This is a genomic window from Hymenobacter sp. 102 (genome assembly GCF_049949205.1).
Lineage (GTDB): Bacteria > Bacteroidota > Bacteroidia > Cytophagales > Hymenobacteraceae > Hymenobacter.
Genome location: NZ_CP188172.1, coordinates 962,755 through 981,600 on the forward strand (window position 1 = coordinate 962,755; position 18,846 = coordinate 981,600).

Consider the following 18,846-nt stretch of genomic DNA (forward strand, 5'->3'; position numbering starts at 1 on the left):
GCCCGGGTGCCGGTAAAGATAGGGGCTTCCCCGGCCACCGGAAGCTGCTGCCCGGTGGGCTGTCCGGTTTCTGGGGGCGGGCAGCCATCCGGAATACCACAAATCAATGGTTTGCGAAAGGCACCTGATTCTTTTCGCCGCAGGCGGCAGGTCACTAGCGAAACCGCTTATCTTTACCCCCGCCGGCTTCGGAAACGTGCTGGTATGGCACCCTACCACTCCCGCTGGTGCACCCTGCCTGGTATGCGGGCACCCGGCGGCGGCACGCGGCAACGCCCTTCCCTTCCCGTTACCGCTCTTCTCGCTCATGGCCGCCATTGCTTCTGATTCCGTCACTTTTGCGCCCGAGGGCCTACTGCTGGATGTGCTGGCCGTTTCGCTCACGGGCGTTAACGTATTGCGCCCGCTCTACGATTCTGCCGGTCAGCTGGCTGATTTCGCCCTGGAATACCTCAACCCGGCGGCTCAGCGCATGACGGGCCTGCCTGAGCGCCCGGGCGGCACCATCAGCAGCCGGTTTCCCACGCTCTACTCCAACGGCGTCTTCAACCTGTACCGGCGCGTGGTGGAAACCGGCCAGGACGAGCACTGCCAGGTGAATTATCAGGCCGATGGATTCGATAACTACTTCCACGTAACGGCCCGGCGCAGCGGAACCTGGCTCTTGGTCAGCTTTGATGACACCAGCCGCCAGCCCCGCACCCCCGTGGAGGAAGCCCTGCGCTTGAGCCAGCGCGCCGAGCAGCAGGCCCGCGCCGAGGCCGAGCGGCAGCGGCAGCGCTTTGAGGCGGTCCTGCTGCAACTGCCCGCCTGCGTGGCCGTGTACCAGGGCCCCAACCACGTGTACCAGTTCGTTAATCCTACCTACCAGCAGCTGTTCCCGCACCGCCGCTTCATTGGTCAGCCCCTGCGCGCGGTGGTACCGGAGGCCGAAGCCCTGGGCGTAGTGCCGCTGTTCGACCAGGTGTACCAGACCGGGGAGCCCTACTACAGCCACGAGCTGGAAGGCTGGTTTGACTTTGGGGGCCACGGCCAGCCGGAGCAGATTTTTCTCAACCTCTATTTGCACCCCTTGCGGGACGCCGAGGGACGCATTGACGGGATTCTGGGATTCTCCTACGATGTAAACGAGCAGGTGCGGGCGCGTCGGCAGGTGCAGCAGCTCAACCAGGAGTTGGAAGCGCGCGTGGCGCAGCGTACCCGGGAGCTAACCGAGCAGCAGCGCCTGTTTCACCAGATTCTGACCCAGGTCCCTGCCTCCATTGCCACCTTCAGCGGGCCCCGGCACGTGTTCACTTACGCCAACGCCAGCTACCAGGACCTGGTGCGGGGCCGGGCTGAAATGGGCCGTTCGGTGGCCGAAACGCTGCCCGACGTAGCCGAGCAAGGCATTGTTGACCTGCTCGACCATGTGTACCACAGCGGCCAGCCGGTGGAGGGCACGGAAACAGCCCTGCTGCTCACCCAGTCCGATGGGTCAACCCGGCTGTACCACGTCAATTTCTCCTGCCAGCCCCTGTCTGATGAGCAGGGCCGGCCGCGGGGCCTGCTCGTCTTTATTGTTGATGTAACCCGGCACGTGCGCACCCGCCAGCAGGCCCGTGCGTTGCAGGCCTGTCTGCTGACGGCCGCCCAGGAACAGGCCGCCGAGCGGCTCGCCTTTTACCACATCTTCGAGCAGGCACCCGTGCTGGTAGCGTTGCTGCGCGGGGCGGGCCACCACTTTGAGTACGTAAACCCGGCTTACCAGGCCCTGTTTCCGGAGCGGCAGCTGGTAGGCCGGCCCGTGGCCGAAACAGTGCCCGAAATGCAGCAGCAGGGCTTTCTGGAACTGATGGACCGCACGTACCAGACCAGCCAGACCTTTGTGGGCCGGGAGATGCCGTTCACTGCCCAGCCTCTGCCCGGGCAGCCTCCGCGCACTATTTACTACGACTTTTCCTACCAGGCCTACCGCGAAAATGGAGTAGTGGCCGGCATTTCCATTTTCGCTCACGATGTAACTGAGCAGGTGCGCGTGCGCCAGCAGGTGGAGCGCCTCAACCAGGAGCTGACCACCGCCAACGCTGATCTGCACACCAGCAACGCCCAGCTCACGCGCACCAACATCGACCTGGACAACTTCATTTATACCGCCTCCCACGACCTGAAAGCGCCCATCAGCAACATTGAGGGGCTGCTGCTGGCTCTGGAGCACGAGCTGCCGCCGACCAGCCGGCCAGGGGATATTCCCAAAATTCTGACGCTGATGCAGGAGGCTACCGAGCGGTTTCAGCGTACCATTCAGCACCTGACGGATATTTCCCGCCTGCAGCAGGAGCACAACCAGGCCAGCGAGCCAGTGCCGCTGGCGGCTGTGGTAGAAGCCGTGCGCCTTGATCTGCTTTCTTTAACCCAGCAAAGCCAGGCCCGGCTCACGGTGCAGATAGCCCCCGCGGCTACCGTTATGTTTTCGGAGCGCAACCTGCGCTCCGTGGTGTACAACCTGCTCAGCAACGCCCTCAAGTATGCCCACCCCGAGCGGCCGGCCCAGGTGAGCCTGCGCTTCTACCCTCAGCCGCCTTACCAGGTGCTGGAAGTCGCCGATAACGGCCTCGGCCTGGACCTGTCAAAGGGGCGTGATAAGCTGTTTGCCATGTTTCAGCGCCTGCACACGCACGTGGAGGGTACCGGCATCGGCCTGTACATGGTGAAGAAGATTGTGGAGAATGCCGGGGGCCATATTGAGGTGGAAAGCCAGCTCAATGAGGGCACGGTGTTCCGGGTGTATTTCCGGGCTTAGCGGGGCAACGGACTGCCACAACCGGCGTTAGTCCAGCATTTTTTCCAGCGTCAGCTTAAGGCTGGGGACTCCGCCCAGGTGGCGCTTGAACTGCAGCAGGGACTGGTTGAGGCCCTCCGGCAAGGTGGAAGTTCCCAAATCGAGCAGGCGCATACCGCTGGCTTGTCCAAACGCGTGCAACCCGGCATTCAGCAGTACTACCGGACTAAAGGTATTGTAAGCCAGCGGACTGGCGGGGTAGAAATTATACAGCACATCTTCCCGCACCCGAATGGCAATGGTGAGGGCAGCCCACTCCCCGGCTGCATCCCGCACCGAAAACAGGAATACATGGTCTGAGAACTCCCGAAACAGGGCCTGCACCTGCGCCAGCGTCATCGACAGGTCCTGCCCCTTCTCCTGCCGGCAGCGCCGCAGAAACTCATAGGCCAGGGGCAGCAGCAGGGGCGGCTCCTGCTCAAAGCGCAGGCCGTGCCGCTCACACTTAAGCAGCCGCCGCCGCTCCGAGGGGTGCAGCCGGGCCCGGAACTCCTGGTCCAGCGGCAGGTGGTTATTAAGCTCGGCCAGCGTCACCTGGTAGCCTAGCTGCGTCAGAACGTGCGTGAGTTGGGCCAGGGCCGGCGGCTCATAGGCAAAAGCGGGCAGCCGCAGCGTAAACCGCCCTGTTCCCCGGGCGCGCAGCTCCGCCTCGGCAGCCAGCAGCAACGCCCGGATGGCCGGGGCGGGTAGCCCGGCCGCCGCCTGCACCGCCCCAAACGGGGCCTGCCAGGGGCTGCGGGCCGCGGTGGCATCGGCGCTCAGAAAAACTGATAGCTGCGCCACGGTATGGGCCGAATCGGCTTGCTCCAGAAAGAAGTGCAGCCGCTCGCCGGGGTGATGCTGCAGCCGCAAGTGGGCCGGCGTGAGGTACAGCCAGGGCGAATAGGCCGCCGGCAGCACCGGCCCGGCCTCAGTGCCCGTCGTCAGCCGCACACGATATCCCTCCGGCAAAGTCGGCGACGACAGAAAACAGGGCGCAGCGTACGGAGAAGAGGACAAGGACAACGGGTAATGCGGGGGCGAAAGTACGAGGATTTCCCGCCTGCCGCTGTACGCTGCAGTCTGCCGAGCGGTTTTTCCCGGGAGTCACAACCGTACGGGCCAGCTTTTCCGGCGGAATCCCGTAAACTGCCCCGTGTATTGCTTTTCCTGCGCGCATGACCCCTCCACCTCCCACTACCACTCCCCTGCCCGCCCCGCTCCCCACGGTACCGCTTGCTGAGGAAGAAGACGATGACCAGTTGCACGCGCGCGTTACCTCCGACCGGGATGCGACCCGCCAGGCCCGACAGCAGACGGTGGGCCAGCGCCCCGGCACGCTCATTGTGCGGGAAGATGCCGTAGTCCCGCGCCTGTTCCTGATTTCCTACGACGACACATTTTTTCAGGAGCAGGAGTACCGCCGCTACGATGACCTACTGGCCTACTTTCAGCAGCACCCGGAGCAGAAGCACTGGATTGACGTGCGCGGCTACGACGACCTGCCGCTGATGCAGCGTATTCAGGAAGATTTCCGCATTCATCCGCTGCAGATGGAAGACGTGCTGAACGACTACCAGCGGGCCAAGGTAGAGGAAACCGAGGATGGCTTGTTTCTGGTGTCGCGCATGACGGAGTTTACCCGCCTGCTGGACATCGACGATGACCAGTTGTCCATTTTTACGGGAGCCAACTACGTGCTCACGTTTCAGGATGATTATGAGGACTGCCTGGAGGCCGTGCGCCTGCGCCTGCGCACCGGCCGCAGTAACATCCGCCGCCGCTCCCCGCTTTACCTGGCCTACGCCCTCACCGATGTGGTGCTGGACCACTACTACCCCACCATGGCCGCCATCGGCGACTACCTGGAGACGCTGGAGGAGCGCATCTTCCAGGGCCGCCCCGACCGGCGGGTGCTCAACCGCATTCTGCACATCAAGAAGGACATTGTGCGTTTCCGCCGGCTGGTGTACCCCGAACGGGAAAAGATTGCCGAGCTGCTGCGCATGCCTGATGAGGAAGTCCCCGACGAAATCAAGGTATTCTTTAAGGACTGCTACGACCACGCCATTCAGGCCCTGGACCTGGCTGAGAGCTACCGCGAAACGGTGAGCAGCCTGGTGGAGCTGTACATGTCAGACCAGGCGAACCGGGCCAACGAGGTGATGAAGGTGCTCACCATCATCAGCAGCATTTTTATTCCGCTGAGCTTTGTGGTGGGTCTGTACGGTATGAATTTCCAGCGCGAGGGCCCCGACGGCCGCATCAATTACCTCAACATGCCCGAGCTGTACAGTCCCTGGGGCTACCCGGTGCTGCTGGGCGTACTGGCGCTTATCGTCATCGGGCAGCTCACCTATTTCTACCGGAAAGGCTGGCTCACGAATAAGTAATGCTGCGAATGTGTCATTGCTTGAAGCCCTGATGCTTGCTGATATCTGGTTCTGCTGTCAGGCTTTTGACTATACTCACCCTCTACGACAGGCTAATAAATGGTATGATTTTCTTGTGCCTGTGATAAACCGCATCATGGTAATCAATAAAGCGCTTAAGTCTTTTTTCTATTGTGACATCAAATAAAATCGAAGTCACATAGTAAACCTCAGAATCAGTTGATATTTTAATGTAATGATATTGTTGAACCGGATAAGCATCCCATTCAATCTTCTTGAATACACCCCCGGCAGCATATAAATCAATTCTTATTATTCCCTCAATTTCCTTCATATCGTAACCATGCTTGCTTTCGATGAAAATTCTTTCATTCTTCACCAGAAACGCACTTCCTCTATTTAAAAAATAGTATTGAATATGTACTATTATAGCAGGCAATGTATATAAAAGCAAAATAGTTATCATAATTCCAACACTTTCTGAAATTCCAAGAAGCATTACTGCAACAATAAACATTGTTGTGTATATCAATATTGACCTTAACCCAATTAGATGATTAGTGAAATTTGTTTCAAATCTTTTCATCGAGCTTTTTCAGCATATTTAGCAAACTAACAACAGGCACTTCGGAAAGAACAGGTTACTTCGTTATACTTACTCGCAACGATAATTGCCCACTTACAGCTTCACGTCGGTACGGCGCAGCTCCGTATTCACCACTCTAAACAGGTGGTAGATGTTGGTGACGGGGTCGAAGGTGAGGGCAACGCGGGGGGCAGTGCTGCGGAACGGCTGCCCGCTTAGCAGCCGGGCGCGGGCATCGTAGAGAAACAGGTTGCCAGGGCCGGTTTCGGTGAGGGCGTACAGCTGCCGGCCCGGCCCAAAGTTGAAATACTGCACGGAGCGCGGAGCCGAAGTCACAAACTGCTGGCGCAGCAGCTGCCGGCCCGTCGCATCAAACACGGCACACTGCCCGCCCTCCTCGCGCACCACCACAAAGGAGCGCAGCTGCTGGTCGGGCACGAGGCGGAAACGGCTGCTGCGGCTCCAGGTAGCCACCCGGCGGCGGCTCACAATATCTCCGCTCAGCGTGAAGCTGATCAACTCCCCGTGCTGGTTGACCACCGTCAGACGGCTGCGGCTGAGCGTGGTGCCGGTTTCGGCCAGTACCCCCTCACTGAGCCGCCCGCCCATGCTGATGGGAAAGCCCGGGTAAATGCCCCCGGCCTGGTCGAAGGCGTACACGTAGCCGTTTTCCAGCAGCACTACCAGCACATCACGCCCGGCCACGGTGAGGTACTGCGGGGGGCCAGCCAACCGAAACTCCAGCTGCTTGGGCTGCCAGCCCGGGAACGTGCGCCCCTGGGTATCATAGAGAAACAGGTTGCCGCTGGCCCCTGCCACCAACAAGCGGCGCGGCGTATTTCCCCCCGCCGGCGAAACGCTCAGGGAGGTAGCACGCACGGTATCGGGCAGGTTAAGCGGAAAGTTGGGCTGCAGCTGGCCCCGGTTGTTGTACTGAAACAGCTGCTGGGGAGTGGCCAGCAAAAAACCCGTAGCCCCCGGCAGCCGGTAGGTGGGCCCTACCACCGGCCCCGGCAGCGTATCAGACCAGGCCACCACGTTATCGGGGGTGATGTAGTGCAGCACCTGAGCCGTATCCTGCACCAGCACGCCCGGCAGCTTGGCTCCATTGATGGGCACGGCCTCGGGCGAGCTGCTCAGGGGCGTTTTGAACGCCAGCACACTGCCGGTACCATCCTGGTTCTGGGGGCGGGCCTCGGCCGGACCCACCACCGGGTGGCGCAGCACTACCTGGGTAAAATACTGGGCCCCGGGCTCCCGCTCATCGGCGGGCGGCACCCACTGCAGGCCTACCTGCGGGAACCGCTTGAACAGGGTTTCGTTGCGCAGCAGCCCGGCCCGGCGCTCCTCCTGCAGCCCCCGCAGCAGCAGGTTCCAGCAGTTGCGCGTATCCAGCAGCACCCGCAGCCGGGCTAAGGGCTGGGTTTCCTGCAGAAACGCCACCTGCGTGGGTGAGCGGCTCCAGACTTCTCCGGCGGTTATATCCGTCAGCCACTGCCGCAGGGCGGCCTCGTCATCCCCGAATGCCACGTAGTTGCCCACCTGCGCCACTACCGGCCGCGCAAAGCCCCGGAACATGGTGCCCAGCAGCTCCCGGGGCAGCTCGGGCACGCCCGTTTGGTAGAGCTGGTACGGCCCCACCCGCTCAAACGCCGGGCTGGTGCCCACTGCCCGCCGCAGCTGGCCCAGCAGCACGCCCACCTTGCCGGGGTTGGGCGAGTAGGCCACGGCCAGCTTGCCCGGCCGGGCGCGGGCCGAAGGCGTACTCAGGTAGCACAAGGCCACTTCCTGGCTAAGCTGGGCCGTGAGGCTGTCCAGCAATCCGGTGGTCCGGGCCGAAGCAGTATCGGGGCGGGCGGGCGGACGGGGGCCGCGCAGTGCGGCAGCCGGACCCAACCCCACGTGCACCACCAGCGCCGCCCGCAGTGGCAGCACCTCGGCCATGCGCAGGCGCTGGGTGGGCTGCCCCAGCAGCCGCTGGTGCAGTCCGTCGCGGGTGGTTTCGGGGTTGGCAAAACCACTGAGCATTACCTTGTTGCCGGCCAGCTTCATTTCGGTGAGGCTGTTGCGGGCCAGACTGGCCACCGTGGTTATTTCGGGGGTGAGGTCTTGGCGGAAGAAAACGCCCAGCAGCTGCGGCAGCCGCCGCTGGTTGAGCAGCACGGTGGCGTCCACGTCGCGCAACTGGAAAAAGTCGGTATTCTGAAAATCGGCGGCGACGGTGGGCGTTTCCGGGTTTTCGAGGCGGCGGGCCACGGCTTCTACCAGCGCCGGACTGGCGCTTAGCAGCAGGTGGTTGCGGTAGTTCATGAGCGTGAGGCCTTCCCGGCTGCCCCGGGGGCGCACCTCGGTCAGCAGCTGGTCCGCGTACTGCCGGTCGGTTACCCGGAACTGCGGGTCCCGGCCCAGGCCTTCCAGCAGGCTGCGCACCTGCCGGTACTCCCGTACGCTGCCAATCGGAATCTGAAACAGCACATCGAACTGGCCCGCCCCCGTTACGTGCAGGGAGGTAAACACCCGCTTACGCCCCAGAAACCGTAGCACCACGTTGCGCCCCCCGGTAAGGCTATCGGCCAGCACCAGCTGCTCCTCCACCTGCTGGAAGTAGCGCACGGCCGAAAGATTGTCCCAAAGCTGGGTTTCCTTCAGGTGGCGCACCAGCGTGGGATGGTCCCGGGTAACGGCCACCAGCACGGCATCGTCGGGCACCAGAGCCCAGGGGTCCACGGGTACGCGGGCCACGGTGCGGCGGTAATACACGTAGGAGCCCAGCGCCGTGAAGAGCAGCAAAGCCGTTAAGAAAACCAGTACGCGGTTCGACATGCGGGAAACCCGGGAGATGGGGCCGGCAAAAATAGTAGTTCGGCGCGGAGTGCACCGTTGCTACGGCCCGGGCGGTAGCGGGGTTTGCGGGGCAGTTTTCTATCTTCCGCCCCGAAACACTTCCTACCCTCCTCCCTATGTCCGAAAAACAAGGCCATTTTCAGCGGGCCATTACGCTGTTTGACGCCGTCATGATTGTGACCGGCAGCATGATTGGCTCCGGTATTTTCATCGTCAGCACCGATATCAGCCGCAAGGTGGGCTCCACGGGCTGGCTGCTGGTGGTGTGGCTGCTGACGGGCGTGATTACCCTGGCCGGGGCCGTGAGCTACGGCGAGCTTTCCTCCATGTTCCCCAAAGTAGGCGGGCAGTACGTGTACCTGCGCGAGGCCTACAACAAGCTGGTGGCCTTCCTGTACGGCTGGACGCTGTTTCTGGTAATTCAGACCGGGGTTATTGCGGCCGTGGCCGTGGCATTTGCCCGCTTCACGGGGGTGCTGCTGCCCTGGTTTTCGGAGAGCAACGTGCTGTTTCAGCTGGAAGGCGTGCCGCTGCTGGGCACCTTCACCTTCAGCACGGTGCAGCTGCTGGCCATCGGGCTGCTAGTGTTCCTCACCTTCATCAACTCCCGGGGCGTACGCTCGGGCAAGCTGATTTCCAACATCTTCGGCAGCACCAAGCTGGTGGCCTTGGGCCTGCTCATCCTGTTCGGCCTTACGCTGGGTGTGAACGGGCAGGCCGTGAGCCAGAACTTCCAGCACGTGTGGCAGGCCATGAGCTTCGATGCCGCCGGCCAAGGCACGCCCCTCACCGTAACGGCCCTGGTATCGGCCATTGGCCTGGCCATGACGGGCTCCCTGTTCAGCTCCGATGCCTGGAACAACATCGGCTTCTCAGGGGATGAAATTGTACGGCCCGAGCGCACCATTGTGCTCAGCATGGCCATGGGCACCGGCATCGTGACGGCCCTGTACATCCTCATCAACGTGGTGTACCTGCTGGTGCTGCCCCTGCACGGCGACCCCACGGCCACCGACGTAATGGGCCGCGGCATTATGTATGCCGCCAACGACCGGGTAGGCACCGCCGCCGCCGAGGCCATTCTGGGCGCGCCCGGGGCCTACGTGATGGCCGTGCTCATTATGATCAGCACCTTCAGCGCCGACAACAGCATTCTGCTCTCGGGGGCGCGGGCGTACTACGCCATGGCCAAGGATGGCGTGTTCTTTCCCGGCATGGCGAAGCTGAACAAGGCCGGGGTGCCCAGCGTGGCGCTGTGGGGCCAGTGCCTGTGGGCCTGCCTGCTCTGCCTCTCGGGCTCCTACGGTGAGCTGCTGAACTACGTGATGTTCTCGGTGATTCTGTTCTACGTCATCACCATCATCGGCATTTTCGTGCTGCGCCGCACCCGCCCCGAGGCTCCGCGCCCCTACCGGGCCTGGGGCTACCCGGTGGTGCCGCTGCTGTACGTGGTGCTGGCCTCCGCCTTCTGCTTTATCCTGCTCACCGACCCCGCCAACTCCAAGTTTGCCCAGCGCGGGCTGCTGCTGGTCGCCCTGGGTGTGCCGGTGTACTTCCTGTTCGGCAAGCGGTTTGCGGCGGGCAGCCCAACGCAGGATGAATAGCCGGAAGCTTTGCCGGCAGGAGTCCACAAAAAAAACCGTTCCGGCTGGCCGGAACGGTTTTTTTGTGGACTCCTGCTGCCTGTACTCGAGGGACAGTCTAGCGGCGCTTACGCCGGGCGCCTTCCCGGGGCAGCAGGGTTACGTTTTGGGGCTGGGTGCTGCGGGTGCGCACTTCCTGGTCCTCGTAGCCGCCGTAGCCGTACACCAGCGTGTTTTCGCCGGCCGGTACTTCAATGGAGTAATTGCCGTTGGCATCGGTGCCCACTACTTTCTTCGAGCCCCGGGCCATTACGGTTGCTCCCGCCATGGGGCGGCCGTTTTCGTCAAGAATACGGCCGCTCATGGTAACAGTAGCGGGAGCTGCCTCGGCAACTGCCGATGCGGCGGGTACCGGCTCTACGGCTACCGGCTCCTCCGCGGCGGCCACAACCGGTGCCTCAGTGGCAGGGGCGGCAGTGGTGGTTGCAGCCGTAGCAGTGGGTTTGGCGGTGGTAGTGGCGGCCTTGCTGGCGGGCGTAGCCGCCGGAGCTTCCGCTTCCGGCTCGGCTTCCTCCGTGGGGCGCGAAGCCGTTACGGTGGCCTCCCCCAGCTCCATGACGGGCATGGCGCTGGCAATGCGGCGGGTAGCCTGGGCCGGCAGCAGTATATAGCCAAGCACCAACAACACCAGAATGCTGCCGACGATGATGGCCAGCTTCCGGTTGCCGGAAGAAAACTCTTCTTCCTCGTGGCTCAGGTCTGCGGAAATGTCTTCGGGTTCAGTTGGGGTAGATGTATTGGCATCCATAAGCCGGGTAGAGTGAAGGTGGGAACTGTGTAGGCGAAAGAAGTGAGCCGGGCTGCGTCAGGTTTCCGTTGCGGAAGGCTGACACAACCGGCTGCTAAAGATAAATCTTTTGCCGATGGTCCTCCTAGCATCTTTCCAATTTTTGGATACGCTTATTACTCTCCTTGCATAAAACAGACAGTTTTAGTGCCATATCCGAAAATAACAGCGACCGGCTCTCAGATTGAGAACCGGCCGTTTGTACCTGGGGCGCAGACGCTGAGAAGTGTACTAATCGTGGGCGGGCTTGGCGGGACCACTAGGGGCTTTCTCGCCAAACTCCTGTTCCTGAGAACGGATGGGGTTGCCCATATCATAGCTACCTTCTACCTCAAAACCCGGGCCACTGGCTTGCTCACCGGCTTCGTGGTGCTCGTTGCCGCCCTGGGGCTGGCCTTCACCTCCTCCAATGTGCAGATTCTCCAATTGATCTTTCTGGTCGGAGCGCTGGGTGTAGCCACCGGCCCCGGTGTTGCGCTGGGCCGAGGGGTCACTGGCCGCCTTGCCATTGCTCATGTCCTGCTTGAATTCCTTCTCTTTTTCCAGCTGCTCATTTTCCGGAATGGCCTGGTTGTCGTTGTGGATGATGTCCTTGTTCGAATTTTCGTTATTGGTAGCCATGCGTGGGGCGGGGTTGAGTGGAACGTATCTGCTGGCTGTACGCGCGCCACGGGGCCGGGGTTGAACTTCACCCGCCTTTGCCAGTAGTACATACCCCGCCCCAAAATTCCCGTACCTATTTTTACTGCCTGCTTCTGCTGCCCGGCTCTCCTGTCCGGAACCCCGGTAGAAGCCCTGACTTCTTACTAGCGCATGGACTTTTCAAAACTTTACCGGCCCAGTGCCCTCAACAGCTTTCAGTACATTGCCCTGGTGGGAGCCATTATGAGCGGGGGCGCGCAGCTCATTATCCGGGCATTGGGCCACGCTCAGCCCGCCGGCTACAACTACTTGTACCTCTGCTGGCTGGGTCTGTACATCTTCGGCTCCCTGCTCAACCTGTTCGGCAAGCCCGACAGTGGGCATCACCACCATCATCACTAGGCTGGGCCACGTTACTAGCTTACTGCAGAAATGCCAGCAGTTCCCGGTGAAAGGCCTCTGTGGCCTCCAAATGCGGAATGTGCCCCACGCCTGGTAGCGCTATCAATCGGCTGCCTTTTATGACGGCGGCCGTGCGCTGACCCAGCGCGGGATACTGTCCCATACGGGCCAGTACGGCGGGGTCTTTGATGAGGCCTTTACCCACCACAGTTCGGTCATCCTGACCAATAATAAGCAACGTAGGCACCTGCAATAGTCCGAACTCGTAGCATACCGGCTGCTGGTAAATCATAGCGAAGGTAAGGGCATTGGCCCGGGCTACCCGTGGAAAGTCGGGGTGGCGGGTTTGAGCTGCCAGCGGCAGTAACCACTCGTCGTGGGCGCTGGGGTAGCCGTGGGGGTAATAGGTAGCGTGGTACTTGCGAATGCTGGCTTCAGTACTTTTTCGTTCGGTGGCCTCTACCTCTGCAATGGGCTGAAACGGAACACCCAAGCGGTAATCTTCCAGCCCAATAGGGTTTTCCAGCACTAGCTGCGCTGTTTGCTGTGGGTATTGCAGTGCAAAGCGAGTAGCCAGCATGCCGCCCATACTATGCCCCACCACCACGGCTTGCTTTATACCTAAAGTATCCAGAAGGCGGTGCGTATTGAGGGCCAGCTGATGAAAGGAATAATGCAGGGCGGGCTTATCGGATTTACCGAAACCTACCTGATCGGGCACTACTACCCGGAAGCCCCGGGCCGTAAGTATCCGAATGGTTTCGCGCCAGTAAGCGCCGAAGAAGTTTTTACCGTGCAGCAATACCACTGTGCGCCCGTTGGGGGCAGTTGTGGCCGGCACATTCATATAGGCCATGCGCACGCGCTGGCCCTCCAGCGTGAGGGGCAGGTATTGTACCGGATACGGATAAGCAAACCCGTCGAGCGTGGCATTAAGCGGGGCCGGCACCTGAGCCGCAACCGGGGCAGCCAGCATCCAGGCACTTAGCAATAGGCAAAAACAGACGCGCAGCATACGGAGCGAGATGAAAGAAGGACACCCCGTAAACTCTCCGTTGCGGCGTTAGGTTATGCCCGGACTGATTAAGCTCCCCGCTGCTTCAGACGCAGCTCCAGCACCCGCGTATCCTCGTTGCTCCAAATAAAGTTGCGGACTTCCTCCACCCGGAACACCACCAGCCCATCGGGCAGGCCGTACTCCGTGAAGCATTCCATAAGCACCTGCTCGGCGGTCAGCTGGCGCACGTAGCCGTAATAGTCCATGCCTAGGTGGGTGTACACGTTTACCAGCTGCCCCTGTTGCTGGGCCCGCTCCAGCAGCAGGGGCACCGTAAGGTACTCCTGCTCCAGAAACGGGGGAGATTTTACGCCGGCGTACACTTTATCCAGATTATCGGCCTTGAACTCTACGTGGCGGATGTACTGGTCATCGAAATCCAGCTGGAAAATCTCCGGAAGATTAAACGACTGAATGGCCGTGGACATGCCGTCCCGGTTGATAATGCGTAGCATCACTACCTCGTCGGAATAGCTCAGCACGTAGCCCACTGAGAAGCGGCTTGGGTCACTTTGGCTGGTGCGCACGCCCAGCAGCCGTTTTTCCCGGCGGGCGCGCTCAAAAATTTCCTGGAACAAACCGGGCATAGGCAGGTAACAATAAACAGCCGCAAGCTGAACCGTAAAGCTACGCCATTTGCCGGAGCTCAGCCTGTTCTTTCTTCTCTAGGCAGCCACTACAGGGTGATTCAGGCTCCCGGAGCGGCGGCCGAGTCGGCGGGAGTGCGCATAGGTACCCGGCTTAGCCTCTTGAGCCACAGGCGGCGGCCATTCCAGGTGGTTTGCCGCAGCAGCACGTTGGGATAGGAACGGGCAAACCAATATACATTCTCCCGGGTGGCCGAAAGGCGTACCCGTACCCGCCAGGCTGGTTCCGGGGTGTCGGCCGCCGCTGCTTCTTCCACCTGAATGCGGGCCTTGTACAGACTGGGCGCGGAGGCGTGGCTGGTTTGCTGCAGCTCGTAGATGCGGGCCGCAAAAGCCGGTTTTTTTTCGAAACTCAGGCTACGCAGAGTGTATGGCAGCGCATCCTCCACCAGCACCCCCCGATGCAGCAGCCGCTGCCCGGCCCCCTCTCCCTCCTGATAGGAATTGTACTGCTGCTGGTACTGCAGGCCATCATCGGTCAGGGTTTTGAACACGCTGCCACCCCACTCCTGCACCGTGGCCGTGAGCTTGTGCAATTGCACGGGTTGGTCGCGGCGGAAAACCTGGCATACCTGCACGTGCTGCGGGTAAGGCTGCCCGGGCACGCTGTACAGCTGGGTAAGCTGCAGCACCGGAAACGCGTCGCGAATACCCCGCTGGGAAGTCTGCACGTTAAACTGCTGGCTGAATTCCTGCTTGCCGGTAATCTGGGTGAGCGTGAAGCGCCGGGATTCACCCTCCAGTTCCTGTTCCGCGTCGTATTCCGCTACTTCGGCCCGTCCATCTTCCCAGAGCGGATTCATGGCCCATTCCAGCCAAAACGGGCTGCCGCGCCGCATCAGCGGGATGTCATCCGGCGCGGAAACGGCCACAGGCGTGGACTTGGTGGCTGAATCGGAGGAACAGGATAGCAGCAGGGCACTGAAACCCAAGCCTATCCGAAGTACGAAAACACGCAGCATACACAAAAAACAAACTCTCACGTGCGCTATAGTACGCACGTAGCCCGCATGAATGTTTGGCCAGACTGGTCTCTACCTCTCCGGCTGCACCCGCCGGACCCGGATACGCACTTTCTCCCCGTTTTCTGAGGTGGTGGGCTCCACCACAATCTGGTCGGCCTCATCGTAGTAGGCGGCCACCCCCCGCACGATGCCCACGGCCAGGGCGCCCATCCGCCGCTTGGACACGTAGTCAATCAGCAGTTCATCTTGCGAAACCCGGGTTATATTCAGCACGGGCGGCGCATTTTCGGCGTGCTCCTGCCGCACTTGTCGGTGCATGGTCCCCTCCGTATGCTCCAGCATATCCAGGGTGGTCCAGTGCGGCTGCAGCAGGCGCTGGTACATATACATTAAGTCAGGGACCAGGTATTCGCCAAATTTCTCGTGCAGTTCATCAGCCGAAAGCCCGGTCATTGTGGCAGCCTCCCCTACCAGCCGGTACATGTGCTCATCGGGGTATACGTTCTTGTGGTCGAAGTCGGCCGCTGTCAGTTCCGATACCTCCAGCAGCCGCACCCAGGTACTATGGTCGTATTGGGTTTGAACGTAGCGTTTTAGCAGGGTGAATATGGTTCCGTGCACAGGTACAGCGTAAGACTTTGTGGAAGCAGCAAGGTAAGTGCTTTTTGCGCAGGTGGTCCGCAAACAGGCCCAAACGCACAAAGGGGCAGGCCGCGTACGCGGCCTGCCCCTTCCTGTACTGCTCAGCTACCTTATAGGTTACCGATTACCGTCATGGTGCTAAGCGTGGGCGAGGAAACCCCGCCGGCGTCTTCCACCGTCATGGCAAACGCCTGGGCGCTGGCAATCTCCTTCATCTGCTGAATACTGTCGCCGGCTGCGGTAGCCGAGGCCAGTACCCCGGCATCCACGGGCTTACCGTTGTCAAGAGCCCAGAGCTGATATTGCTTACCGCTGGGCGGAGCCGGCAGGTTGCGCACATCCACGTACACGGCCTTGGTTTTGGGGTTGTAGTATACCCGCGCCATAGCTTCGGGAGCTTTGGGCGTGCCTTTCAACTCCACTGCGCGGAAATCGGCACTGCGCAGAACGGCTAGCTCCTGGTCCCGCTCTTTCAGGGCTGCCTGCTGCGTTGCCGCGTAGCGTGACTGCTCCGACTGAGCTACTTCCAGATTGGCTTCTGTTTCCTGCAGCCGACTGTAGAGCAGATAATTACCCAAGCCACTGAGCAGCAACAATGCCACTGAAGCGGCAATCAGCCATTTCAGCCCATTGGGGGCGGGCAGTTGCCGTACAACACCTTCGGAGACACCTGCCGTTTCCCGCTCGTGCGATGCTACGGAGGCCGTCATGAACGGGGCGGCAGTTGAAGCCTCCGTCTTGGAACCGGTTTTTTCCTGTTCGGCCGTAGCCCGAATGGCTTGTTGCCAGCCCGCCAGTACTCGCTCCCGCATGGCTTCCGGAGGCGTCACAGCATGGGCTTCCGCGTAAGCATCCAGTCCAGTAATTACTTGTTGCAACTCCCGGGCTACATCCGGGTGTTCCCGCGCGATGCGCTCCACTGCGGCGCGCTCGGCCTCGCTGAGTACGCCGCAGGCGTATTCTTCGAGGATGCCAGATTCGATATAGTCCTGTACGTTCACGATTACCGAATCAGTTTAGAAAGTACTTTGATAGCCGCCCGGGCCCGGGTTTTTACCGTCCCAAGGGGTAGGTTTAGTTCTTCTGCCACTTCGCTTTGCGTAAATCCGCCGAAATAAAGCAGGTCCACGATTTGCCGCTGATCCGGAGTCAGCTGGCTGGTCATCTCCTGCAGGCCAATGTGCTCAGGCCGGAACGAAGGCTCGGCGGCCTGCCGCAGCGCTGCACTTTCTTCGATGGGCTGCATACGACTACCTACGCGGTACTGTCGGGACCGGATTTTGTCAATGGCTAAATTTCGGCACACATTCATCACCCACGTAAACAGGCGTCCTTTTTCGGCGTCGTAGGATGGAAAGGAGTGCCAGATCTTGACCATTGCTTCCTGCAGCACATCCTCAGCCGTTTCTTCCTTTTTCACGATGCGCAGAATTACACCGTACAGGGCCGCGGAGTACTTGTTGTAGAAAATGGTCATGGCCCCTTCGTCCCGGTCGCGCAAACGCTGCACGAGCAGAACTTCAGTTTCGAGGGCAGCTGACTCTGGAGTAGTAGCAGACACGGGCAGCAGCTAAAAGGAACAGGATGGCGTACGCAGCCAAACCCTGCGAATGAAACGAAAGTACACGATAAACCTAAATTTCGGCGCGGCAGAACCCAGAAAGTGAGGTTTCGGCTGCCTGCCCCCGTGCTACGGGCCGCTTGGTTCCGGAGTTACGATGCTGGCATAACCACCCGCCTGCCGTACTTGTTTGGGTTGCCAACTGCCCGTTTCTTACTCCTTTTGCCCAACGCCATGCCTATCGAATCCCTGAATCCTTACACCGGCCGCGTGGAGCGGCGCTTTCGCCCTTTCGGCCAAGCTAAAACCGAGCAGATTGTAGCCCAGGCCCACCGGGCATTTGGCCAGTGGCGTACTACCACCTTTGCGCACCGGGCCGCGCTGATGCGCCGGGCTGCCGAGCTGCTGCGGGAGCGGCAGCAGGAGCTGGCCGAGCTGATGGCCCTGGAAATGGGCAAGCCCGTGACTGATGGCCGGGCCGAGGCCGTGAAATGCGCCCTCTGCTGCGACTACTACGCCGAGCACGCCGAGCAATTTCTGGCCGATGAGGAAATCAAAACCGAGGCGCAGCGCAGCTTCATTGCCTACGAGCCCATTGGCATCGTGCTGGCCGTTATGCCCTGGAACTTCCCGTTCTGGCAGGTGGTGCGCTTTGCCGCCCCGGCCCTGATGGCCGGCAACGTGGGGCTGCTCAAACATGCCTCCAACGTGCCGCAGTGCGCGCTGGCCCTGGAAAAAATATTCCACGATGCCGGCTTCCCGCCCGCCACCTTCCGCACGCTGCTGGTAGGTTCCGATGTGGTGGAGAAGTTGATTGCCGACGACCGGGTGCGGGCCGTAACGCTGACCGGCTCGGAGCCGGCCGGGGCCGCCGTGGCGGCCACTGCCGGCCGCCAAATCAAGAAAACCGTGCTGGAGCTGGGTGGCTCCGACGCATTTATTGTGCTGGCCGACGCTGACGTGGCTCTGGCCGCCAAAACCGCCGCCCAGGCCCGCATGATTAACGCTGGCCAGAGCTGCATTGCCGCCAAGCGCTTCATTGTGGAGAAACCGATACTGAAGGACTTTATCAGCCAGATGAAAACCCACCTGCTGGCTTTCCGTCCCGGCGACCCGCTCGACCCGGCTACCCAATACGGCCCCCTGGCCCGCGCCGACCTCGCCGACGAGCTGACGCAGCAAGTAGAGGATTCCGTGAAACAAGGCGCTAAAGTGGAGCTGTACGGCGGCCAGAGCAAGCCCGGCACGGCCCTGTTCCGGCCCATGATGCTCAGCCAGGTAAAACCCGGCCAACGGGCCTATTCGGAGGAATTCTTCGGCCCCGTAGCCATCATTCTGGAAGCTAAAGACGCCGACGATGCCATCCGCCTCGCCAACGACTCCCGCTTCGGGCTGGGCGGCTCGGTTTGGACGCGCGACGCGGTTCGGGGCCAGGCGCTGGCCCGCCGCGTGGAGGCCGGGGCCGTGTTTGTGAACAGTCTGGTGAAGTCGTCGCCGGAAATGCCGTTCGGGGGCGTGAAAAAGTCAGGCTACGGACGCGAACTGTCGCACCTGGGCATTCGGGAGTTCGTCAATCAGAAGTCTATCTGGGTTGCTCCCGAGCCCAAGACTGAACCGGCAAAAAAGGTTGAGTAACGCCTTGCCGAACGGTGTAGAGACGCGAATATGCGTCTCGCCATTGAACAAGGACGCCGGGGCTCGTTCAGGGTAAACAGCATCAGCAACGAGTGAGACGCAAGCAGGCGCCTCTACGCGCACGACACACCGTGTAGGTAGCAGCTAAGAAAGTCCACAGGAGTACCGAGTGCTACTGAAGCCAACCCTAAACCCCAAACGGTCCTTTCCGGTGAAGCCAGGAAGGGACTGTTTGGGGTTTA

At 61.0% G+C, this 18,846-nt stretch carries 16 protein-coding genes; 5 read left to right on the plus strand and 11 right to left on the minus strand.

The genetic code is table 11. The features are described 5' to 3' along the window. The first annotated feature begins 307 nt into the window (after positions 1 to 307). Positions 308 to 2,782: a PAS domain-containing sensor histidine kinase gene (locus tag ACN19L_RS04235; protein ID WP_426492295.1), complete on the plus strand. Its 2,475-nt coding sequence runs from the start codon at positions 308 to 310 to the stop codon at positions 2,780 to 2,782. Between the two features lie 27 nt (positions 2,783 to 2,809). Here ACN19L_RS04235 and ACN19L_RS04240 read toward each other — a convergent pair whose 3' ends face one another. Beyond that, positions 2,810 to 3,820 (minus strand): hypothetical protein, encoded by a 1,011-nt coding sequence (locus ACN19L_RS04240; protein WP_426492296.1) that lies wholly within the window; start codon positions 3,818 to 3,820, stop codon positions 2,810 to 2,812. Between the two features lie 158 nt (positions 3,821 to 3,978). Here ACN19L_RS04240 and corA point away from each other — a divergent pair, with 158 nt between their 5' ends. Further along, complete coding sequence (corA, locus tag ACN19L_RS04245; protein WP_426492297.1) at positions 3,979 to 5,193, plus strand: magnesium/cobalt transporter CorA; 1,215 nt, start codon at positions 3,979 to 3,981, stop codon at positions 5,191 to 5,193. Positions 5,194 to 5,275: 82 nt separating this feature from the next. On the opposite strand, the gene ACN19L_RS04250 is transcribed toward corA, so the two are convergent. Then, positions 5,276 to 5,710: a hypothetical protein gene (locus ACN19L_RS04250; RefSeq protein ID WP_426492298.1), complete on the minus strand. Its 435-nt coding sequence runs from the start codon at positions 5,708 to 5,710 to the stop codon at positions 5,276 to 5,278. Positions 5,711 to 5,872: 162 nt separating this feature from the next. Continuing rightward, positions 5,873 to 8,602: a hypothetical protein gene (locus ACN19L_RS04255; RefSeq protein ID WP_426492299.1), complete on the minus strand. Its 2,730-nt coding sequence runs from the start codon at positions 8,600 to 8,602 to the stop codon at positions 5,873 to 5,875. Positions 8,603 to 8,739: 137 nt separating this feature from the next. Between ACN19L_RS04255 and ACN19L_RS04260 the strand changes: the two genes are divergently transcribed. Continuing rightward, positions 8,740 to 10,227, plus strand: coding sequence for an APC family permease (locus ACN19L_RS04260; RefSeq protein ID WP_426492300.1), 1,488 nt, complete (start codon positions 8,740 to 8,742; stop codon positions 10,225 to 10,227). A gap of 97 nt (positions 10,228 to 10,324) precedes the next feature. Here the strand turns inward: ACN19L_RS04260 and ACN19L_RS04265 are convergent, their stop codons facing one another. Continuing rightward, positions 10,325 to 11,014 carry a carboxypeptidase-like regulatory domain-containing protein gene (locus ACN19L_RS04265; RefSeq protein WP_426492301.1) on the minus strand — a complete coding sequence of 230 codons (690 nt, stop codon included), beginning with the start codon at positions 11,012 to 11,014 and terminating at the stop codon, positions 10,325 to 10,327. Positions 11,015 to 11,284: 270 nt separating this feature from the next. Next, positions 11,285 to 11,674 carry a hypothetical protein gene (locus ACN19L_RS04270; protein WP_426492302.1) on the minus strand — a complete coding sequence of 130 codons (390 nt, stop codon included), beginning with the start codon at positions 11,672 to 11,674 and terminating at the stop codon, positions 11,285 to 11,287. A 192-nt stretch (positions 11,675 to 11,866) separates the two neighbouring features. On the opposite strand from ACN19L_RS04270, the gene ACN19L_RS04275 reads away from it, so the two are divergent. Next, positions 11,867 to 12,097: a hypothetical protein gene (locus ACN19L_RS04275; RefSeq protein ID WP_426492303.1), complete on the plus strand. Its 231-nt coding sequence runs from the start codon at positions 11,867 to 11,869 to the stop codon at positions 12,095 to 12,097. Positions 12,098 to 12,116: 19 nt separating this feature from the next. On the opposite strand, the gene ACN19L_RS04280 is transcribed toward ACN19L_RS04275, so the two are convergent. The 6 genes from ACN19L_RS04280 to ACN19L_RS04305 all read right to left on the minus strand — a co-directional run bounded on the left by ACN19L_RS04280 (position 12,117) and on the right by ACN19L_RS04305 (position 16,969). Then, on the minus strand, positions 12,117 to 13,112 hold the full coding sequence (locus ACN19L_RS04280) for an alpha/beta fold hydrolase (RefSeq protein ID WP_426492304.1): 996 nt from the start codon (positions 13,110 to 13,112) through the stop codon (positions 12,117 to 12,119). Between the two features lie 68 nt (positions 13,113 to 13,180). Beyond that, on the minus strand, positions 13,181 to 13,741 hold the full coding sequence (locus tag ACN19L_RS04285) for a hypothetical protein (protein ID WP_426492305.1): 561 nt from the start codon (positions 13,739 to 13,741) through the stop codon (positions 13,181 to 13,183). A gap of 101 nt (positions 13,742 to 13,842) precedes the next feature. Then, positions 13,843 to 14,673, minus strand: a complete 831-nt coding sequence (locus ACN19L_RS04290; RefSeq protein ID WP_426492306.1) for a hypothetical protein — start codon at positions 14,671 to 14,673, stop codon at positions 13,843 to 13,845. Positions 14,674 to 14,835: 162 nt separating this feature from the next. After that, the gene (locus ACN19L_RS04295) at positions 14,836 to 15,387 is read right to left on the minus strand and encodes a heme NO-binding domain-containing protein (RefSeq protein WP_426492307.1); all 552 of its coding nucleotides are present in this window, start codon (positions 15,385 to 15,387) and stop codon (positions 14,836 to 14,838) included. 131 nt (positions 15,388 to 15,518) lie between these two features. Beyond that, positions 15,519 to 16,409 (minus strand): anti-sigma factor, encoded by an 891-nt coding sequence (locus ACN19L_RS04300; protein WP_426492308.1) that lies wholly within the window; start codon positions 16,407 to 16,409, stop codon positions 15,519 to 15,521. Between the two features lie 2 nt (positions 16,410 to 16,411). Next, a complete protein-coding gene (locus tag ACN19L_RS04305) occupies positions 16,412 to 16,969 on the minus strand; it encodes an RNA polymerase sigma factor (RefSeq protein ID WP_426492309.1) in 558 nt (185 codons plus the stop codon). Between the two features lie 234 nt (positions 16,970 to 17,203). Between ACN19L_RS04305 and ACN19L_RS04310 the strand changes: the two genes are divergently transcribed. Beyond that, the gene (locus ACN19L_RS04310; RefSeq protein ID WP_426492310.1) at positions 17,204 to 18,604 is read left to right on the plus strand and encodes an NAD-dependent succinate-semialdehyde dehydrogenase; all 1,401 of its coding nucleotides are present in this window, start codon (positions 17,204 to 17,206) and stop codon (positions 18,602 to 18,604) included. Positions 18,605 to 18,846 lie beyond the last annotated feature (242 nt).